19 protein-coding genes are annotated in these 16005 nt (G+C 28.3%); 3 read left to right on the top strand and 16 right to left on the bottom strand.

Annotated elements, in window-relative coordinates:
• Positions 1-55: 55 nt before the first annotated feature.
• From J1D01_RS06280 to J1D01_RS06320, 9 genes are all read right to left on the bottom strand, one after another.
• Positions 56-856, bottom strand: a complete 801-nt coding sequence (locus J1D01_RS06280; protein ID WP_421150212.1) for a hypothetical protein — start codon at positions 854-856, stop codon at positions 56-58.
• 166 nt (positions 857-1022) lie between these two features.
• Complete coding sequence (locus J1D01_RS06285; RefSeq protein ID WP_372937399.1) at positions 1023-1391, bottom strand: MmcQ/YjbR family DNA-binding protein; 369 nt, start codon at positions 1389-1391, stop codon at positions 1023-1025.
• The gene (locus J1D01_RS06290; protein WP_421150213.1) at positions 1388-1996 is read right to left on the bottom strand and encodes a DUF4230 domain-containing protein; all 609 of its coding nucleotides are present in this window, start codon (positions 1994-1996) and stop codon (positions 1388-1390) included. The genes J1D01_RS06285 and J1D01_RS06290 overlap by 4 nt, the downstream gene beginning before the upstream one ends.
• A gap of 1 nt (position 1997) precedes the next feature.
• The gene (locus tag J1D01_RS06295; protein ID WP_421150214.1) at positions 1998-2351 is read right to left on the bottom strand and encodes a DUF4260 domain-containing protein; all 354 of its coding nucleotides are present in this window, start codon (positions 2349-2351) and stop codon (positions 1998-2000) included.
• On the bottom strand, positions 2352-3101 hold the full coding sequence (locus tag J1D01_RS06300) for a cyclase family protein (RefSeq protein WP_421150215.1): 750 nt from the start codon (positions 3099-3101) through the stop codon (positions 2352-2354).
• A 2-nt stretch (positions 3102-3103) separates the two neighbouring features.
• On the bottom strand, positions 3104-3889 hold the full coding sequence (locus J1D01_RS06305) for a DUF3667 domain-containing protein (RefSeq protein WP_421150216.1): 786 nt from the start codon (positions 3887-3889) through the stop codon (positions 3104-3106).
• A 3-nt stretch (positions 3890-3892) separates the two neighbouring features.
• Positions 3893-5017 (bottom strand): radical SAM family heme chaperone HemW, encoded by a 1125-nt coding sequence (gene hemW / locus J1D01_RS06310; RefSeq protein ID WP_421150217.1) that lies wholly within the window; start codon positions 5015-5017, stop codon positions 3893-3895.
• Positions 5017-5568 carry a crossover junction endodeoxyribonuclease RuvC gene (ruvC, locus tag J1D01_RS06315; RefSeq protein WP_421150218.1) on the bottom strand — a complete coding sequence of 184 codons (552 nt, stop codon included), beginning with the start codon at positions 5566-5568 and terminating at the stop codon, positions 5017-5019. Before ruvC ends, hemW begins: the two co-directional genes overlap by 1 nt.
• Before the next feature lie 8 nt (positions 5569-5576).
• Positions 5577-6215, bottom strand: a complete 639-nt coding sequence (locus J1D01_RS06320; RefSeq protein ID WP_421150219.1) for an outer membrane beta-barrel protein — start codon at positions 6213-6215, stop codon at positions 5577-5579.
• A 28-nt stretch (positions 6216-6243) separates the two neighbouring features.
• On the opposite strand from J1D01_RS06320, the gene J1D01_RS06325 reads away from it, so the two are divergent.
• Positions 6244-7212, top strand: coding sequence for a lysylphosphatidylglycerol synthase domain-containing protein (locus J1D01_RS06325; RefSeq protein ID WP_421150220.1), 969 nt, complete (start codon positions 6244-6246; stop codon positions 7210-7212).
• Positions 7213-7215: 3 nt separating this feature from the next.
• On the top strand, positions 7216-8340 hold the full coding sequence (locus J1D01_RS06330) for a glycosyltransferase family 2 protein (RefSeq protein WP_421150221.1): 1125 nt from the start codon (positions 7216-7218) through the stop codon (positions 8338-8340).
• A gap of 5 nt (positions 8341-8345) precedes the next feature.
• On the opposite strand, the gene J1D01_RS06335 is transcribed toward J1D01_RS06330, so the two are convergent.
• From J1D01_RS06335 to J1D01_RS06345, 3 genes are all read right to left on the bottom strand, one after another.
• Positions 8346-8825: a hypothetical protein gene (locus J1D01_RS06335; protein ID WP_421150222.1), complete on the bottom strand. Its 480-nt coding sequence runs from the start codon at positions 8823-8825 to the stop codon at positions 8346-8348.
• A 115-nt stretch (positions 8826-8940) separates the two neighbouring features.
• Complete coding sequence (locus tag J1D01_RS06340; protein WP_421150223.1) at positions 8941-10398, bottom strand: M56 family metallopeptidase; 1458 nt, start codon at positions 10396-10398, stop codon at positions 8941-8943.
• Between the two features lie 2 nt (positions 10399-10400).
• Positions 10401-10763, bottom strand: a complete 363-nt coding sequence (locus tag J1D01_RS06345) for a BlaI/MecI/CopY family transcriptional regulator (protein ID WP_421150224.1) — start codon at positions 10761-10763, stop codon at positions 10401-10403.
• A 141-nt stretch (positions 10764-10904) separates the two neighbouring features.
• Between J1D01_RS06345 and J1D01_RS06350 the strand changes: the two genes are divergently transcribed.
• A complete protein-coding gene (locus tag J1D01_RS06350) occupies positions 10905-11408 on the top strand; it encodes a DUF456 domain-containing protein (RefSeq protein ID WP_421150225.1) in 504 nt (167 codons plus the stop codon).
• Between the two features lie 260 nt (positions 11409-11668).
• Here the strand turns inward: J1D01_RS06350 and J1D01_RS06355 are convergent, their stop codons facing one another.
• From J1D01_RS06355 to J1D01_RS06370, 4 genes are all read right to left on the bottom strand, one after another.
• Complete coding sequence (locus tag J1D01_RS06355; protein ID WP_421150226.1) at positions 11669-12343, bottom strand: DNA-binding response regulator; 675 nt, start codon at positions 12341-12343, stop codon at positions 11669-11671.
• Positions 12344-12354: 11 nt separating this feature from the next.
• Positions 12355-14187 carry a tetratricopeptide repeat protein gene (locus J1D01_RS06360; RefSeq protein ID WP_421150227.1) on the bottom strand — a complete coding sequence of 611 codons (1833 nt, stop codon included), beginning with the start codon at positions 14185-14187 and terminating at the stop codon, positions 12355-12357.
• A 113-nt stretch (positions 14188-14300) separates the two neighbouring features.
• On the bottom strand, positions 14301-14447 hold the full coding sequence (locus J1D01_RS06365) for a hypothetical protein (protein WP_421150228.1): 147 nt from the start codon (positions 14445-14447) through the stop codon (positions 14301-14303).
• A gap of 400 nt (positions 14448-14847) precedes the next feature.
• Entirely contained in the window at positions 14848-15855 is a 1008-nt protein-coding gene (locus tag J1D01_RS06370) for a LacI family DNA-binding transcriptional regulator (RefSeq protein WP_421150229.1), read from the bottom strand.
• Positions 15856-16005 lie beyond the last annotated feature (150 nt).

Raw genomic sequence — 16005 nt, forward strand, 5'->3', positions numbered from 1 at the left:
TAGTTATAAAAAAAGGCACCTAATTGGCACCTTTCTTATCAACAATTATAGCAACTTACAGTTTTATTGCTGTATACAAATAATCGCCATGACCCTCAAAGTATTTACCAAAGGCCTCAGCTTCTTCTTCTGTAAAAGCTTCTTTCATTAATTCTTGATTTTTATCAAACATTTTATGTAAATCTGCTAAAGACTCAAGATAAACGGCTTCTACAAAGTCTCTTTTATCTGCTCCCCAAGCATGTAATGACGGGTAATAGGCTTTAATAAATTCATTTTTTGAAAGTACTTCATCTGTTAATTTTTTTCTAAATGATTCAAACTCTTCAAAAATTCCGTCTTCAGGAAATGCGCCTTTATTAATTCTTACATATAATACCATATCTTTTTCCATCTGGTTTTCCATTGGTATAGCGCCAGACATAGTTGCGTAAATTTCATCTGAATGAAAACTGGAATAGGCTGAATTTAATTTTTCTAAAACAGTTTTTCTGGTATCTTCATTTGGCCATGCTTCTTTTACAAGTTCTGCATTTCTAGATGCTGCTTTTTCTATAGATTCCCAAGAAGGATAAGATTGCACGTATAGAATTTCATTACTGTTCTCTGTAAAAAGATGGGTGTAATAACCCGCACTAACTATGTGCTCATTTTTACTGGTAACTTTTTCCATATATTCTTTTTCGGCGGCTCGCCATTCAGCTGGTGTGGCATCATAATTTTTGTTCCAGTACATTTTGGTTGCTGTAATAAACTCTGGTCGTTTTTGAGTGTTATCTTGGGCATAAAATGTAGAAGTACTAAATAGCAAACACATTACCATTAAAGCTGAGAGAATTTGATTGGTTGTTTTCATAATCTGTGTAATTAAAAAGGTTAGTATATTAGTTTGAATTAAACTCTTTTAAAAAAGATTATGTAGCAACAAATAAAGCTTGGTTAATCTTTTAACGCTATTAATTAACCTTTAGGAAGTACTTAAATATACAATAAAAAAATATAATTAGCTAATTTTCAATATTTTATAAATCAATTAAGGTATCTCTAAGTTTTTTTGGTAAGCCTTTTACAACCATATCATATGAATGATCTATGAGTTGATTAATAAATTGAATAGACAATTCTCCTTCTTGAATGTAAACAGTGTTCCAATGTTTTTTACTCATATGATACCCTGGGCGAATGCTACTATACTCAGCACGAAGTTTTTCTGAATAATCTGGGTCTGCTTTTAAATTAATAGCTGCCTCTCCTTTTTCCCAGCTATCTAAACCTGTTAGCACAAACATTTTTCCTAATACTTTAAACACAAGAACATTATCATCAAAAGGAAACCCTTCTGATGTTCCTTTTTTACTTAAACAATAGGTTCTTATTTGTTCTATGTTCATTGTAAAAGCTTATGATTTTCACTATCAATTTTTAAGTTTGAGTAATCTAAAGTCCAACCAATAGTTTCTACTATGGTTTCAATAAGCTGAAGAGTTTCTTTTGCTTCGGTTTGCGCAATTTGAATAAGGCCGCTTTCTGGTATTTTATCTTCAATATGCTGTTTTGCTTCTTGGTGTAAGCCTGTTAAATCTGTAGCTTCAAATTTATTGAAGAGTCCGTCAGACTTATCATAATAATTCAAATTGGTTTCTATTGATAATACTTCGGGTTCAGGAAAATGTTCTAAAATAATAGTTTTTCTTGCCGTATCTGAGCTTAATTGAATTTTAGATAAATCATACCCAACGTGTGCCTTAGCGTTTATTACAACCAAAGCTTTCTTTTTACTAGAAATAAGTTTTAAAAACTTTTGTTTTACATCTTCATAGTGGTATATCTCGGCAAAGTCACCTTCAACAGTAATAAATTTACACACCTTTTTAATTTTATCTAAAAGTATGACCGATTGAGCATTTGCTAACTGTTTTTTTCTTACAGATTTTAATACAGTTACAATACCTAAAGTAACTAAAACGCCTATAATGATTGCTAAAAAAATTTCCATGCTATTTTTTTCCTATTTGTCCTAAATGGGTATTATTAAATGCATTAGAATACTTTAATCCGTAGCCAAATATTCTATCTAATGAAGCGTGTGAAAATAACACAATTCCAATAAGCTGTAATGTTTGATTATTACTGTAAGCACCTACTAAATACACTATAATTGCAATTCCTTTATGATGAAATAGATTATAGGTTATAGCTCCTGTTTTTGTATTAAATAGATACCCTAACATACCAATATCTGGGGTAAGTATTAACACCAAAAACCACCACCAACTGAAATCTAAATTACTGAAGAGATAGATGCCTAAAACAAACATAAGTAACTCTTCAATTTTTAATAATTTCCCCATTTAATCAAGAATTTTATATAAAACAGGTTTACTTGGAGTGGCATCATTTTCAAAAGGAGCAATCATGAGGTTTAGTAAGTATTCACCATCTGTAATAGAATTTGGTACGTAAATAAATTCTGTTATGGTAGCATCCATCCTTAGTTTTCCTTTGGTATTCCAAAATGCATTATGGGCTAATAGTTTGCCTTCGTCTCTTTCTTTATCAACAGATGGTAAATCTATTAGCAAATGTTTAATATCTTTTTCTTTTAAATATTCTGTAGCTTCTTCTAATAAAAAAGGCGGATTAGTATTAGAGTATCTTCTACTCTTTTTTTCTAATAAATTAGGAAGTGTTCTAATAACAATAGCGTCTCTTTTTTTATTTCTTAAAGCTGTTTTTAATTGTTTTGCAGATATAAAAAAATCGTCTCCTTTGTTTTCTGGTGCAACGGTAACTACTTCGGCTACAAAAAAATAATGTTTTAAATTTTTGTTTACAGAATGTACTTCTTTGGTTATATGACCTACACATTCGGTATGTGTAATATGCGAGTGTGGGTTAAAATGAATATTATTAAAATTAACTACCGCACCTTCTGAAACTTTAACAATTTCACCATCAATACTTTCAGGAAAAATCTTAGGATCATCAACATACCAAGCATTTACGTTGGTCTTAGACATATCTATGGCTATAGAAATATCTAAAGGTTTTGATACATCTATTTGTATTTTTCTTGAGTTGTATTGTATTGTTGCTATCAATTTTATATGCTTTTAAATGATAAAAAACTTATTAATTCTCTATAAAAACCAGTTATACCTACAAAAGAAACTAAAAGTATTATTGCTTTAAAAAAAGATATTAAATAACTGTTTTTGTAAACCTTTTTTATAGCAAAGAATAAGTATAAAAAATTAAAACTAATCATAAATATTTGAACTGCTCTATTACCTAGTTTACTAACCGATATTGCCATTAAACAACAGATAAAGAAAAAGGAAATATAGTGCATTGCAAAAATTATATGCATACCATATAAAAATTTTGTTTTAAAATTTAAAACCAAAAGCACTAATGCCATTAAAGGCAATATAATAATGACTAAAGATTTTGATAAGTTAGATGATTTAATATCAAAATCTTGCATTAGCATTACCTTAGAGTAATTGTTTTTATCTAATTTCTGTTCTATATTAATTTCTCTGCCACTATTAAAATAGTATTTAGATGGGATTTTTAAAATATCTGCTTGGGTAAGGAGAATAAAAAACAAAACGTTACTAATTAAGAATACTTGTATAGGTTTCATAAAAGGTTTTCTAACGCCTTCTATATATTGTACTGTTAATTTTCCTGGTTTAAAGATTAAATTAATAAATGTTTTATAAAACTTAGCATCTATATTAAATAAACCACTAAAAAATTGTGTTAATATTATTTTAATTGAAAAATCTTGACTTTCAACAATTTTTTCTCCACAATGGCTACAATAAAGTCCTTTTAACGGTTCATTACAATTTTTACAAACCTGTAAATTATTTTCACTCATTTACTAAATATAAAACAATTCTGAAGCTATACCATCACATAAAAAACTACCTTTTTGAGTGGTAAGTAATTTTTCTTCTTCAATATACAATAATTCTAGGTTAATATATTTTTCTGAAGATGTTTTTAAATATTCTAAGTATTTTAATCCAAATTCTTCTTCAACCTTATTGAAACATACCCCCCAAATAGTTCTTAATCCCGTCATTATATACTCATTAAACCTATCTATTTTTGAAAGTTTTTCAACAGTAATTGGTAATTTATTATTTTGAATGGCTTTAATGTACTTTGTGTTATTAGACACATTCCAACTGCGTTGGTCACCCAAAAAAGAATGTGCTGAAGGACCAATACCTAAATACTTTTTACCTTGCCAGTAACTTGTATTATGTTTAGAGAAATAATTGGGTTTTCCAAAATTTGAAATTTCATACTGAATAAACCCTTCATTTTTTGTGCTCTTAACTAAATAATTAAAATGTTCTAATGCCAAAGTTTCATCAAGTGGTGGATAGGTTCCTTTTTTTATAAAACTATCTAATGCTGTTTTGGGTTCTACCGTAAGTGCATAACTTGAAATGTGATTAACCCCAAAATTAAAAGCCATTTCTAAATTTTGACCCCATTTTTTTAAAGACATGTTTGGAATACCGTAAATTAAATCTATGGTAATATTATTGAAGTATTGAGTTGCCACAGACAAGCAGTCTTTAGATTCTTGTGCGTTATGGGCTCTATTCATCACTTTTAAATGGTCTTCAAAAAAAGATTGAATACCTATACTAAGCCTGTTTATTGGTGTATTTGTTAATGATTTTATTCTTTTTTTTGAAAGGTCGTCTGGGTTTGCTTCTAAAGTAATCTCTGGATTTTTAACAACGTTGAAGTTATCATATACTGAATTAAGGATTAGCAGTAATTGACTATTAGACAATAAAGAAGGGGTACCACCTCCAAAATAAATGGTTTCAATAGTTTCATTTTTTAGTTCATCTTTTCGTAATTCTATCTCTTTTATCAAGGCAAGAATTAAATCATCTTTCTTTTTTAAAGATGTTGAAAAGTGAAAATCGCAATAATAACATGCTTGTTTGCAAAAAGGAATATGTATGTAAATGCCAGACATTATTTTTTAACCCTCTCGCTATTTTGCTTCACAAACGCATCCCACCCAGAATAACTTTTGCCAACAGCAACTTTTCCGGAGTTATAAAAATGGCAAACCGCTGCTGCTAATCCATCTGTAGCATCTAAATTTTTAGGCAATGTTTTTATTCCTAATAAACTTTGAAGCATTTTAGCAACTTGTTCTTTACTAGCATTTCCGTTACCAGTTATAGCCATTTTTATTTTTTTAGGAAGATATTCTGTTATGGGAATTTCTCTACTCAATCCTGCAGCCATGGCAACACCCTGAGCGCGCCCTAGTTTTAACATACTTTGCACGTTCTTACCATAAAAAGGAGCTTCAATAGCTATTTCATCGGGGTTATGAGTTTCAATAAGTTCTATGGTACGTTCAAAAATAAGTTTGAGTTTTAAATAATGATCGTTATACTTTTTTAAATCCAATTCATTGAGCTGAATAAACTGCATTTGCTTACCAACCACCTTTATAAGTCCAAAACCCATAATGGTTGTTCCGGGGTCTATTCCTAATATTATTCTTTCTTTCATGTATTTATTTAATCACAATAGTAACATCCGCTAAGCGAAATTGAAGCTCCAAAAGTTATTGTTAAAAGGTTACCATTGAAAGAGCCATAGCCATTAGTAACTGGATTAAAATCTTTAGCAAACCCGCTAACATAAGATACATCTGTGAAAATTGACAATTTATCAGAAATACCATAATGAAATTCTACTCCGCCCATAACATTAAAATAAGACGTGTTGTTTTGTGTGTAATTACCCAAAGGTTTTACAAAAGAATATCCCGGACCAGCATGAGCAAAAACGCCTATTCTTGAAGGGAAAAAGCTAAATACATCGGTGGCATTATAAACTGCTTGCAAATTTACTCTAGAATAGTTTAGTTTGAATTCTGGTGAATCATCAACATTAGATATTCTACTAAAATTATAATCTAATTTTGCTCCTAGCTTAGGCAGAAACATATACTGAACACCTAGATTTACGGCTGGAAAATTAATGTTATTCCCTTCAAAGTCTTCAACAAATCCACTTTGAGAAGGGCTACTAATCCCCAATCCTGCTTGAACTTTTATTGCACTTTTACCATCTTGGGCAAAGGCATTTAAACTCAACACTAAAGAATACAACAAACAAAAAACTGTTTTATAAATTTTAAAATTAAAGTTCATAAGCTAAATAATGGTTTAATTTGCAGGTATGAATAATGCGCTTTACTACAAAACTAAGCAATTCTTTTTTGTACTCATTAAATTAAGTATTATAGCTGGAGCATTTTATTTTATTTATAACAAACTGGTTAATAATAACGAATTAGATTTTTCAGTTTTCATTAATTTTTTAACCAAAAACGATGGTTTTTCATTAAAAAACACAATTTTTCTACTCTTTTTAACCTTTTTAAATTGGTTTTTAGAAATTACTAAGTGGCAAAAACTTGTTACTACATTAAAAAAAATATCATTTAAAAAAGCTTTAGAACAAAGTTTAGGAGCTTTAACTGCATCTCTTTTTACACCAAACCGTATAGGTGAATATGGAGCAAAAGCTATTTACTTTACAGGCTCTAACAGAAAAAAAATTGTACTCTTAAATTTATTAGGAAACATATCTCAAATGTTGGTAACAAGCATTTTTGGAATAATTGGACTATCTTTTTTCATTACAAAATACAGTATTAATATAGACTATTATAAACTAAGAAGAATTACCATATTGTTTATATTAATCTTAACTATCATAGCGTTTGTAATAAAAAATAATACGTTTACTATTAAAGGATTTTCAATAGAAAAAATTAAAGATTATATCTTAACCTTTCCTAAAAAAACACTCACATTAATATTAGTTTTATCCATAATACGCTATCTAACTTTTTCTTTTCAATTCTATGTTTTATTACATATTTTTAAAGTAGATATAAGCTACTTAAACGCCATGGTATTTATTACATCTATGTATTTTTTATCATCTATTATACCCTCTATTTTTATTTTTGATGTGGTTATAAAAGGCAGTATAGCAATCTATTTATTTGCTCTTATTCAAATTAACGAACTCACTATTTTGAGTATAACCACCATTATGTGGCTACTCAATTTTGTGTTACCTAGTATAATTGGCAGCTATTATGTTCTCACTTTTAATTTACCCAAACTAGAAGACTAAAAAATGGTAATAATAAGTATAATAATTATTTTAGTTTATCTGTTTTTAATAGGAAGTTTTGCTTTTGGTTTTGATAAAGTAAAACCTTTTAAACTAAAAGACACTATAGCAAAAACTACTTTTACAGTTATAATTCCTTTTAGGAATGAAGCCGAAAATCTTCCTAGTTTATTAGAGTCTATTATAAAGTTAGAATACCCAAATCATTTATTTGAAGTTATTTTTGTTGATGATGAGTCTGATGATAACTCGGTAGAAATTATTAATAAATTCATTGCAAAATCTCAAAACAACATAGAGATTATTAAGAATGAAAGAACGTCTAATGCACCAAAAAAAGACGCCATTACTACTGCTATAAAAATTGCCAAAAACGAATGGATTTTAACTACTGATGCCGATTGTATTTTACCTAAATACTGGCTAGATTGTTATGATGAATTTATACAGCAACATCAATCAAAATGTATTGTTGCTCCTGTTACTTATAATAAAATTAATGATTTTTTAAACAGATTTCAGCTTTTAGATTTGTTAAGTTTACAGGGTACTACCATTGGTGGTTTTGGTATTAAAAAACCTTTTTTATGTAATGGCGCTAATTTTGGGTATCAAAAATCTGCTTTTAATGAGCTTAACGGATTTAAAGGTAATAGTAACATTGCTAGTGGTGATGATATTTTTTTGTTAGAAAAAATGGTTAAAACATTTCCTGAAAATGTTCACTATTTAAAAAACGAACATGCCATTGTAAACACTAAACCTCAACAATCTTGGGTATTATTAATTGAGCAGCGTTTGCGTTGGGCTTCAAAAGCAAATGCTTATACTAATTGGTTTAGTAAACTTACTGGACTCATAGTTTTATTAACCAATGCCTTAATAATATCTTTAGGATTGTTATCTGTTTTAAGTGTTTTCAACGTTAAAATTTTTCTTTATTTATTCTTTATCAAGTTTAACATAGATTTCTTTTTAATTTACAAATCGGCTTCATTTTTCAACCAAAAAGAAGCCTTACAGAGCTATCCTTTAGCTTTAATATTCTATCCTTTTTTTAGTGTATATGTAGCTATTTTATCGGTATTTACAACCTATAAATGGAAAGGAAGAACTTTTAAAAAATAATTTTATTATTCTACATTAATAATAATAATAGGAAGCTCAAATTCTGTTTTTACTTGTTGCCCACGTTTTAGAGCAGGATATATGGTTGGTAATGAATCTAGACTCTTAACAATTAGCTCTTGTATGTTAGGTATTTCTGCAATGGTAAGACTATCTATATTGGTCTCTAACAAGGTTAAATCTCCAGTTTCTGAAACCTGAAATTTTAGTTGAATGGTATCACTAATATCTTGAGTAACAACAATGACTTCTTTACTTAAAGAATTGAATATTTGTTTTTTTAAGAAATACTGAAAACAATACATTTTTTCATGCTTTTGCTCTAAAGAATCGCACTTTGAAAATGTAGGATATGCATCAACCTCATCCCAATTAAAGGTTTTTAACTCTTCATTTAAAATAGCTTCTGAAGATGTTTTTTTTACGTCAAAATACTTGCAGGAAGAGAGCAAAACAAATATTAAAATAACGAGAAAGTACTTCATGGATTAAAACTATGACCGAAAAGTACGATTTTTTTACTTTTTATATTCACATAAAACGCAAAAACCGAAGTTTTTAGCTTCGGTTTTAAATCTTCATTCAAGTAATTGGCTTTAATTATTCTTTATTTGTATTGGCCTTATCATCTGCCACTTGAAAAATAATAGGTAAACTATAAGGTACATTTACTAATTTTCCTTTTTGCTTACCTGGAATCATTTTAGGTAACAAATTAATAACGCGTTTAGCTTCTTCTTCTAAAGCAGGGTGTGGTGCTCTTGAACGTACATCTACAACATTACCTTCTTTGTTAATTTTAAAAATAACATTAATACGCTGTTTACCTGTTAAATTATGTTCTGTAGCTATTTTAGTATTGAAATTTTTATTCACAAACATGCTTATCTCTTTAGACATGCACGCCTTACGGTCATTATTATTTGATAAACCTTCGCAACCTGGAAAAACAGGAACTTGCTCTATAACTGCAAAAGGAACATCAATATCTTCATTAACTTCATTCTGTACAACAGATATTTTCCAAGGATTTGATTTAGATTTGGAAAAATTTACATTTTTAAATAATTCTAACAAACTGTTTTTTTCTTCGTCTGTTAACTGTCCTTCCTTTGCTTCTAGAGATGCTTTTAACGTTTCAATCTGTTCTGAAATTGATAATTGGTCGGTTGAATTCTTAACTTGTTCTTGGGCACAAGAAGTATAAATTAACATTCCAAAAACAAGCGGAATTAATAAAACATACTTTAATAAATTAATTTGTTTTGATTTCGATTTTTGTAACATAACTATTCGTTTTTTGATTAATGATTGTTTAAAAAATGGATTGATGAATGATATTTTTTTAGTATCAAAAACCTGTGATAATAAGTTTTGATAATAAGTACTTTTGCTTTCTGTTTTAACTGCCTGAGCATCGGCTAAAAATTCATGAAGCTCCCCTATTCTATTTTGATACATATAAATTAAAGGGTTAAACCAAAAGAGAATTCTTAATACTTCAAAAAACAATAAATCTAATGAGTGATACTGTTTAACATGCACCATTTCATGTTTTAAAATGGCTTTCTTTTCGTTTTCATTTATTAACTCACCCAAAAAAATATATTTAAAAAATGAAAAGGCTACATTACTTTTTAACAAGTTAATTATGTGTAGGTTTCCAACCTTTTTCTTTGGGTTTTTTACAAGTAACGTAAACATTTTAAAAAACTTAAACCCTAAAAGCATAATGGCAATTACCGCCCCAAAAAAGAAAACCAACTCCCAAGACCAAAATGTTTTTTGTGAAATAATTGCTGGATCTAATAAAATAATATCTGGCTCTTGTTGTTTTGTATTTCCTAATAAAACTTCGGGTAAAGAGATTATATATTCATGAGAAACTACATGTTTAAAACGTTCAATTTTTATTAAAGGAATTAATAATGATAACAACGCTGTTCCTAATAAATAAGCTCTGTTCCAATTAAAAAAGGTTTCTTTCTTTAAAAGAAAATCGTAAACCACTAAAAAGAAAAGTTGAAACGCAATGGTTTGTATAGCATATTGAACCATGATTAGGAGTCTTTTTTATTTATTTCTTTTAGTACAGACTCTAAGTCTTTTATGTTCATATCGTTTTTCTTTACAAAAAAAGACACCATACTTTTAAAGGATCCTTGAAAATAATTATCAACCAATTTATTGATAGATTGGTTACTATAATCTTGCTTTTCTACAATGGGAAAGTATACATGTCCCTTACCATGTTTTTCATAACCCACAAAACCTTTACTTTCTAATATTCTAACAATGGTAGATACCGTATTATAGGCTGGTTTAGGCTCAGACATTTGTTCTATTATAGATTTTACATTGGCTTTTTTTAATTGCCAAAGTATTTGCATGATATCTTCTTCTGCTTTAGTAAGTTGTTTCATTTTTTAATCTTTTTTTATTTTCAACTAAAGATTTAGTTTTAACAAATATAACTAAAAAATTAGTTTAAACTAATTTTTTAGTTAAAAATGTAACATTTAAGACTTAATTACGTCTTACTTTGTAGAATTTAATTTATTTACATGGACATTATTTTAATTATTATTGCAGCACTTTTTATGATTTTAGGGCTTATTGGTAGCTTTTTACCTGTTTTACCTGGTCCGCTTACTAGTTGGGTTGGCTTACTAATTCTTCATTTGGCAAATACAGTGCCTATGGATAAATCTTTCTTAATAATTACCCTTATTGTAGCTATACTTATTTGGGTTTTAGATTATATAATTCCTGCTATTGGTACCAAACGTTTTGGTGGTACTAGATATGGTATGATAGGTACATCTATAGGATTGGTTGTTGGCTTGATAGCTCCTATTCCGTTTGGTGTTATTATAGGACCATTTATTGGAGCATTTCTTGGTGAACTGTTTAACAAAACAGATTCTAAAACTGCTATGAAAGCTGCTTTTGGTTCTTTTATTGGCTTTTTAACATCGGCTTTTATAAAATTTATTGTGGCTGTAATATACCTTGGTCTTTTTATTGGTATTGTTTGGGATAATAGTAATGCTATTTTTACTTTTTAAAAAGAAGAAGCCCTGTGGGTCTCTCACCTCCACAGGGCCTGTAAATTGCTATTATCAACAAAAAAATTGAGGGATTAATTAATTTTTTGAAGTGTTGACAGGAACAAAGATAAATAATGCAGTTATCTTCTAGCTGTGGAAAAACCGTAACCACTTTACGGTTTACAAGTAGTTTCTAGTTATAATGTAGGTTTACAAGAGTATTAATTTTATGTTAAAATTAAATAAAAACAAAAAACCAACTTAAAAAGTAATACAAATCACACAAAGCCTTTTTTTCTGGCTTCATTTAATAGGGTTTCGTCCTGTCCATCATCAACTGAAAAGATTTCTTTTAGTTGCTTTTTTCGTTTCTCTACGGCACTCAAAGAAATATCTAAATGTGTTGCTAAATTTTTGGTTTTTACACCTTGAGATAATAAATGTAAAATCTTCCGGTTTTTATCATCAATTACAATATCGCTAGCAATGGTTTTTCTTATATGGCTATTTACTGTGCCACTATAAAATGGTGGATTATTAAGTACCGCTTGAAATGCACTTGCTAATTCACTAGAGGTTAAATCGCTTTTAATTAAAAAACCTTCAGGATTTATATTTTTAATGATATTATGAATTCTAAAAGATTCATTAAACATAGTAAGTATAACTATTTTTGCTTCTGGAAGTATTTTTCTAGCATATTCTGCTAAATCTTCACCTGAACTCATTGAACCATCTAATGACGGAGGTAAACTTATATCTATAAAAAGCATATTATACGGATTTTCCTCTTTTAAAGATTTATCCATATAAGTAACAGCTTCATCGCAATTATTTGCAATATCAATGTATAATTCTTGTGTTTCCTTTTTAGTAAATTGTAGTGTATTTTGATAACCTTCAATAATCATTGGGTGGTCATCTATCATTAAAATTTTTATTTTTTCAGCCATAAAATTAGTCGTTAGGGGATTGGGACTTCAATAATAACTGTTGTACCTTCATTTATTTTAGAACTTATATTAAGATCTCCGTTAATTTCACCTATTCTAGAGTTTATATTTTTTAAACCAATACCAGATTTAACTTTATTAACATCAAATCCAGAGCCATCATCTATTATTGTTAAGCAAATTACATTATTTTTTAGTTTAAAACTAATATTTACATTATAAGCATTGGCATGTTTATAAATATTGTGAAGTGTTTCTTGAATAATTCTGTAAATATGAATTTTTGTTTTATTGCTTACGCCATCCCAATTAATAGTATCATCATATGATAAATTATATTGAAGTTTATAGGCTAAAGATTGCGTTTCTACTAGCGTTTTTATAATATCAATAAAACCAGATCCTGAAATAAAATCTGTATTCAACTCATGAGACACCTTTCTAATATCTTGTTCAATATTTTTTAACTCTTCAATATACTGACTTCTTGTTTTTATAGCCTCAGGAGAATTATTAAAATTTAAGCTATCTAAACTTAAACGTGTGCCAAATAAACGTCCTAGAACACCATCATGTAATTCTTCTGAAATTCGTTTTTTCTCAATAGTTCTAGCTTCTTCTATACTTTCGTTTTGAGATAACATAAGGTTATAAATCTCTTCATTGGTTTCTTGTTGTTTTTGAATAAACTGAAGTTCTTTATTTTTATTTCTTTGGGTTATAACTAAATACAAAAGAAATGATGCTATAATTATAACTACAGAAATTATTAGCAGCCACATGCGTTCTTTAGCTATTTGTATGTTTTCTTGTTCTAGCTTATCTGTTTCAAATCTAATTCTGGCAAATTTATTTCTAATAGCTCTTTCATGTTTTAATAAGCTATCGCTAATTCTTACGTAATCTTTTAAAATTTTTGCAGATTTTTCGCCCTCTTCAATTTCCGAAAGTAGTAAAAGGGAGGTTAAGTAATCATCATTAAAATAGTTTTTGGCTAGATTTTTTGCTTTATAACCATAAACTTTAGCAGAGTCTTTTAGGTTTAAATCATTATAATATTCTGCTATATGCTGATTTATTATTATAGAATTATATCCTCCGGGGTTTACATCTTCTGCAATTTTTAATGCTTTAAAATATAATTCTGGAAGTTGCTTTCTGTTTTTAGATAAGTATAATGTATGTGCATAATTATCAAGTACCAATGCGTAAAAATCTGGTCGTTCTTTTAGCAAATTACCTTCATCTAAAATCTCTTTATATTGCTCTAAAGCAAAGGCATAATTACCAGATTTTTTATATGATAGTGCTAAATTGTTTCTTGAATTTTGAAGTGTTGATTTATTGTTTTTTAGTAATCTTTTTAATTCTATGGCTCTGTTGTAATATGCAATAGATTCATCATACTGTTCTAATTGACCAAAAGTAAGCCCTAGTAGATTATACAAATAAGACTTATATCTTATTACTCTATCAGTTTGTTTTAATGACTCTAATAACGAAATAGCTTCAATAGCAGTAACTTCACAACCGGTAAAATCTTTTTCATTGTTTTGAATAGCCGCAATTCCATACAAAGTTATGGCTGTTCTAAACTTATCATTTTTACTTCTATATATTTTTTCTGCTTTTTGGTAGTGGTAATAAGCACTATCTCCAGAAAAACTATATCTATAAATTTCGCCTATTTTATAATGTGCATTAGCAATTAGTAAAGAATCTTTAGTTTTAGAATTAAGGATAGATTTTTGAATAGAATCAATATTTCTTAAATCATTTGAACTTTGTGCAAATGACAAGCTAAACCAGAAAAATACAAATAAATGGAATAATTTAAATTTCAAAAATATTGAATTAACTATTTATCCAAATGTATTTATAATTTTTTAATTATATGATAAAACAAAAAGCTCTTTACAAATTGTAAAGAGCTTTTTAAAAATTATGTATGTAGGCTTTAGTCTATAACACCTCCACCTGTATAAGGCATTGTTTGCTCTTCATTTTCTCCTAGTACATCATCTTCGCTTAAATCTTGTTTTGTACAAGAAGTTAAAGATGCTAGAATTACGGCTACAATTAAAGTAATTTTTAGGGATTTCATATTAATTTCGATTTTAAGGTTAAACTATTTCTCTTATTTAAATTTTTAATAAAATTCTTTAACTAAGACTCTGAAAATTCAAAATCTCTGTTGAGGGAAAAATGGAATAATTAACTTTAAAATCGAATGCAAACTAGCATACAGATTTATACAAATTATATTGCTTGAGGGAATTATGACTTTACAGTCACTTTAAATGGATTAATTTGCTTAAATGGCGGAGGGAACTGTTGTGCCTTTAAGACGAGACTAAAGTAATTGTAAGCATTAATTAAAAACATAAAAATCGATGAAACGCACATTTTATCGTTAAAATACATCGGTAAACGGTAATTTAACTGTTTTAATAATAATTTTAGGCATAAACCCTCTAATATAACACGCTTACAAATTGTACAAATTACTTCAATGTAGATTTACTTTTTATAAGTGTTGTTTTAACAATTTTTGTTTTAACCTCTTCTTTTAAGTGCTTGTTTTGAAGTCTATGAATTAACATTTGTGCTGCTTTGGCGCCTATAAGTTTAGCATGTTGCCTTATTGTAGTTAATCTTGGCAATGCATGGTTAGAGTCTGATTTACTAGCAAAACCAATTACAGAAATATCTTTAGGTACTTTTCTACCTAAATTAATAGCTGTATTTATGGCTATAATTCCAGATGAGCTATCGGCTGCAATTACTCCGTCAATATTTTTATTTTTTTTAAAGAAAGATTTTATTTTTTTTTGATGATCATCTTTCTTTTTAATTTTTAATATTAAAGGCTCCATAGTTTGACTTTCTAAAATAGCTTTTGTATAGCCTCTTTCTCTTAATTTACCAACGCTTAAACCTTGAATATTACTAATATATACAATTTGTTTTCTGTTTTCTTCTAATAAACCTTTTGTTGCATTATAAGTAGCATCAAAATCATCTACAATTACTTTATCACACATTACATCATGTGCTACCCTATCAAACATAACAATGGGCAACCCTTGGTTTATAGTTCTTTTAAAATGTTCTACTTCATTCTTTTCTTGAGTTTCTTCGGCTACTGATAAAATAAACCCGTCTACACTACCGTCTGCTAAAATTTGAAGGCTCTCTTTTTCTTTTTCTAAAGATTCATTAGAAATACAGGTAATCATATTGTAACCTAGCTTGGTAGCTTCTCTCTCAATACCAAAAAGTACTTTTGCTAAAAAATGATTTAAGATATTAGGTATAATTACACCAATAGTTTTGGTTTGGTTTTGCTTTAAACTTAAAGCCACTTTATTGGGTTTGTAATTATAAAGCTGTGCCAATTCCTTAACACGTTTAACCGTTTCTTCTCCAATCTCTTCACTATTGTTTAATGCTTTTGAAACTGTAGAAATTGAAACATTCAACTCTTTTGCTAACTGTTTTAAAGTAACCATATTTTTAATACCCTATTTTAACTGATACGCAATTTACAAAATTACTTCTTTGAAAAAAGTAATTGTGTTTTTTTGCTTAGTTTAATTTAAAATTTTAACTCATTTAATCACCTTATCACTATTAACCTTTTATAAGCTGCCCTTTTCTTA

Source organism: Seonamhaeicola sp. NFXS20, from assembly GCF_049132085.1.
Lineage (GTDB): Bacteria > Bacteroidota > Bacteroidia > Flavobacteriales > Flavobacteriaceae > Seonamhaeicola.

Excerpts from the sequence above, each read along its gene's own strand:
- ruvC (WP_421150218.1), bottom strand. The coding sequence starts at position 5,568 with ATGAAAGAAAGAATAATATTAGGAATAGACCCCGGAACAACCATTATG.
- J1D01_RS06350 (WP_421150225.1), top strand. The coding sequence starts at position 10,905 with ATGGACATTATTTTAATTATTATTGCAGCACTTTTTATGATTTTAGGG.
- J1D01_RS06365 (WP_421150228.1), bottom strand. The coding sequence starts at position 14,447 with ATGAAATCCCTAAAAATTACTTTAATTGTAGCCGTAATTCTAGCATCT.
- J1D01_RS06285 (WP_372937399.1), bottom strand. The coding sequence starts at position 1,391 with ATGAACATAGAACAAATAAGAACCTATTGTTTAAGTAAAAAAGGAACA.
- J1D01_RS06325 (WP_421150220.1), top strand. The coding sequence starts at position 6,244 with ATGAATAATGCGCTTTACTACAAAACTAAGCAATTCTTTTTTGTACTC.
- J1D01_RS06355 (WP_421150226.1), bottom strand. The coding sequence starts at position 12,343 with ATGGCTGAAAAAATAAAAATTTTAATGATAGATGACCACCCAATGATT.
- J1D01_RS06320 (WP_421150219.1), bottom strand. The coding sequence starts at position 6,215 with ATGAACTTTAATTTTAAAATTTATAAAACAGTTTTTTGTTTGTTGTAT.
- J1D01_RS06330 (WP_421150221.1), top strand. The coding sequence starts at position 7,216 with ATGGTAATAATAAGTATAATAATTATTTTAGTTTATCTGTTTTTAATA.
- J1D01_RS06280 (WP_421150212.1), bottom strand. The coding sequence starts at position 856 with ATGAAAACAACCAATCAAATTCTCTCAGCTTTAATGGTAATGTGTTTG.
- J1D01_RS06295 (WP_421150214.1), bottom strand. The coding sequence starts at position 2,351 with ATGGGGAAATTATTAAAAATTGAAGAGTTACTTATGTTTGTTTTAGGC.
- J1D01_RS06305 (WP_421150216.1), bottom strand. The coding sequence starts at position 3,889 with ATGAGTGAAAATAATTTACAGGTTTGTAAAAATTGTAATGAACCGTTA.
- J1D01_RS06345 (WP_421150224.1), bottom strand. The coding sequence starts at position 10,763 with ATGAAACAACTTACTAAAGCAGAAGAAGATATCATGCAAATACTTTGG.
- J1D01_RS06340 (WP_421150223.1), bottom strand. The coding sequence starts at position 10,398 with ATGGTTCAATATGCTATACAAACCATTGCGTTTCAACTTTTCTTTTTA.
- J1D01_RS06370 (WP_421150229.1), bottom strand. The coding sequence starts at position 15,855 with ATGGTTACTTTAAAACAGTTAGCAAAAGAGTTGAATGTTTCAATTTCT.
- J1D01_RS06290 (WP_421150213.1), bottom strand. The coding sequence starts at position 1,996 with ATGGAAATTTTTTTAGCAATCATTATAGGCGTTTTAGTTACTTTAGGT.
- J1D01_RS06335 (WP_421150222.1), bottom strand. The coding sequence starts at position 8,825 with ATGAAGTACTTTCTCGTTATTTTAATATTTGTTTTGCTCTCTTCCTGC.
- hemW (WP_421150217.1), bottom strand. The coding sequence starts at position 5,017 with ATGTCTGGCATTTACATACATATTCCTTTTTGCAAACAAGCATGTTAT.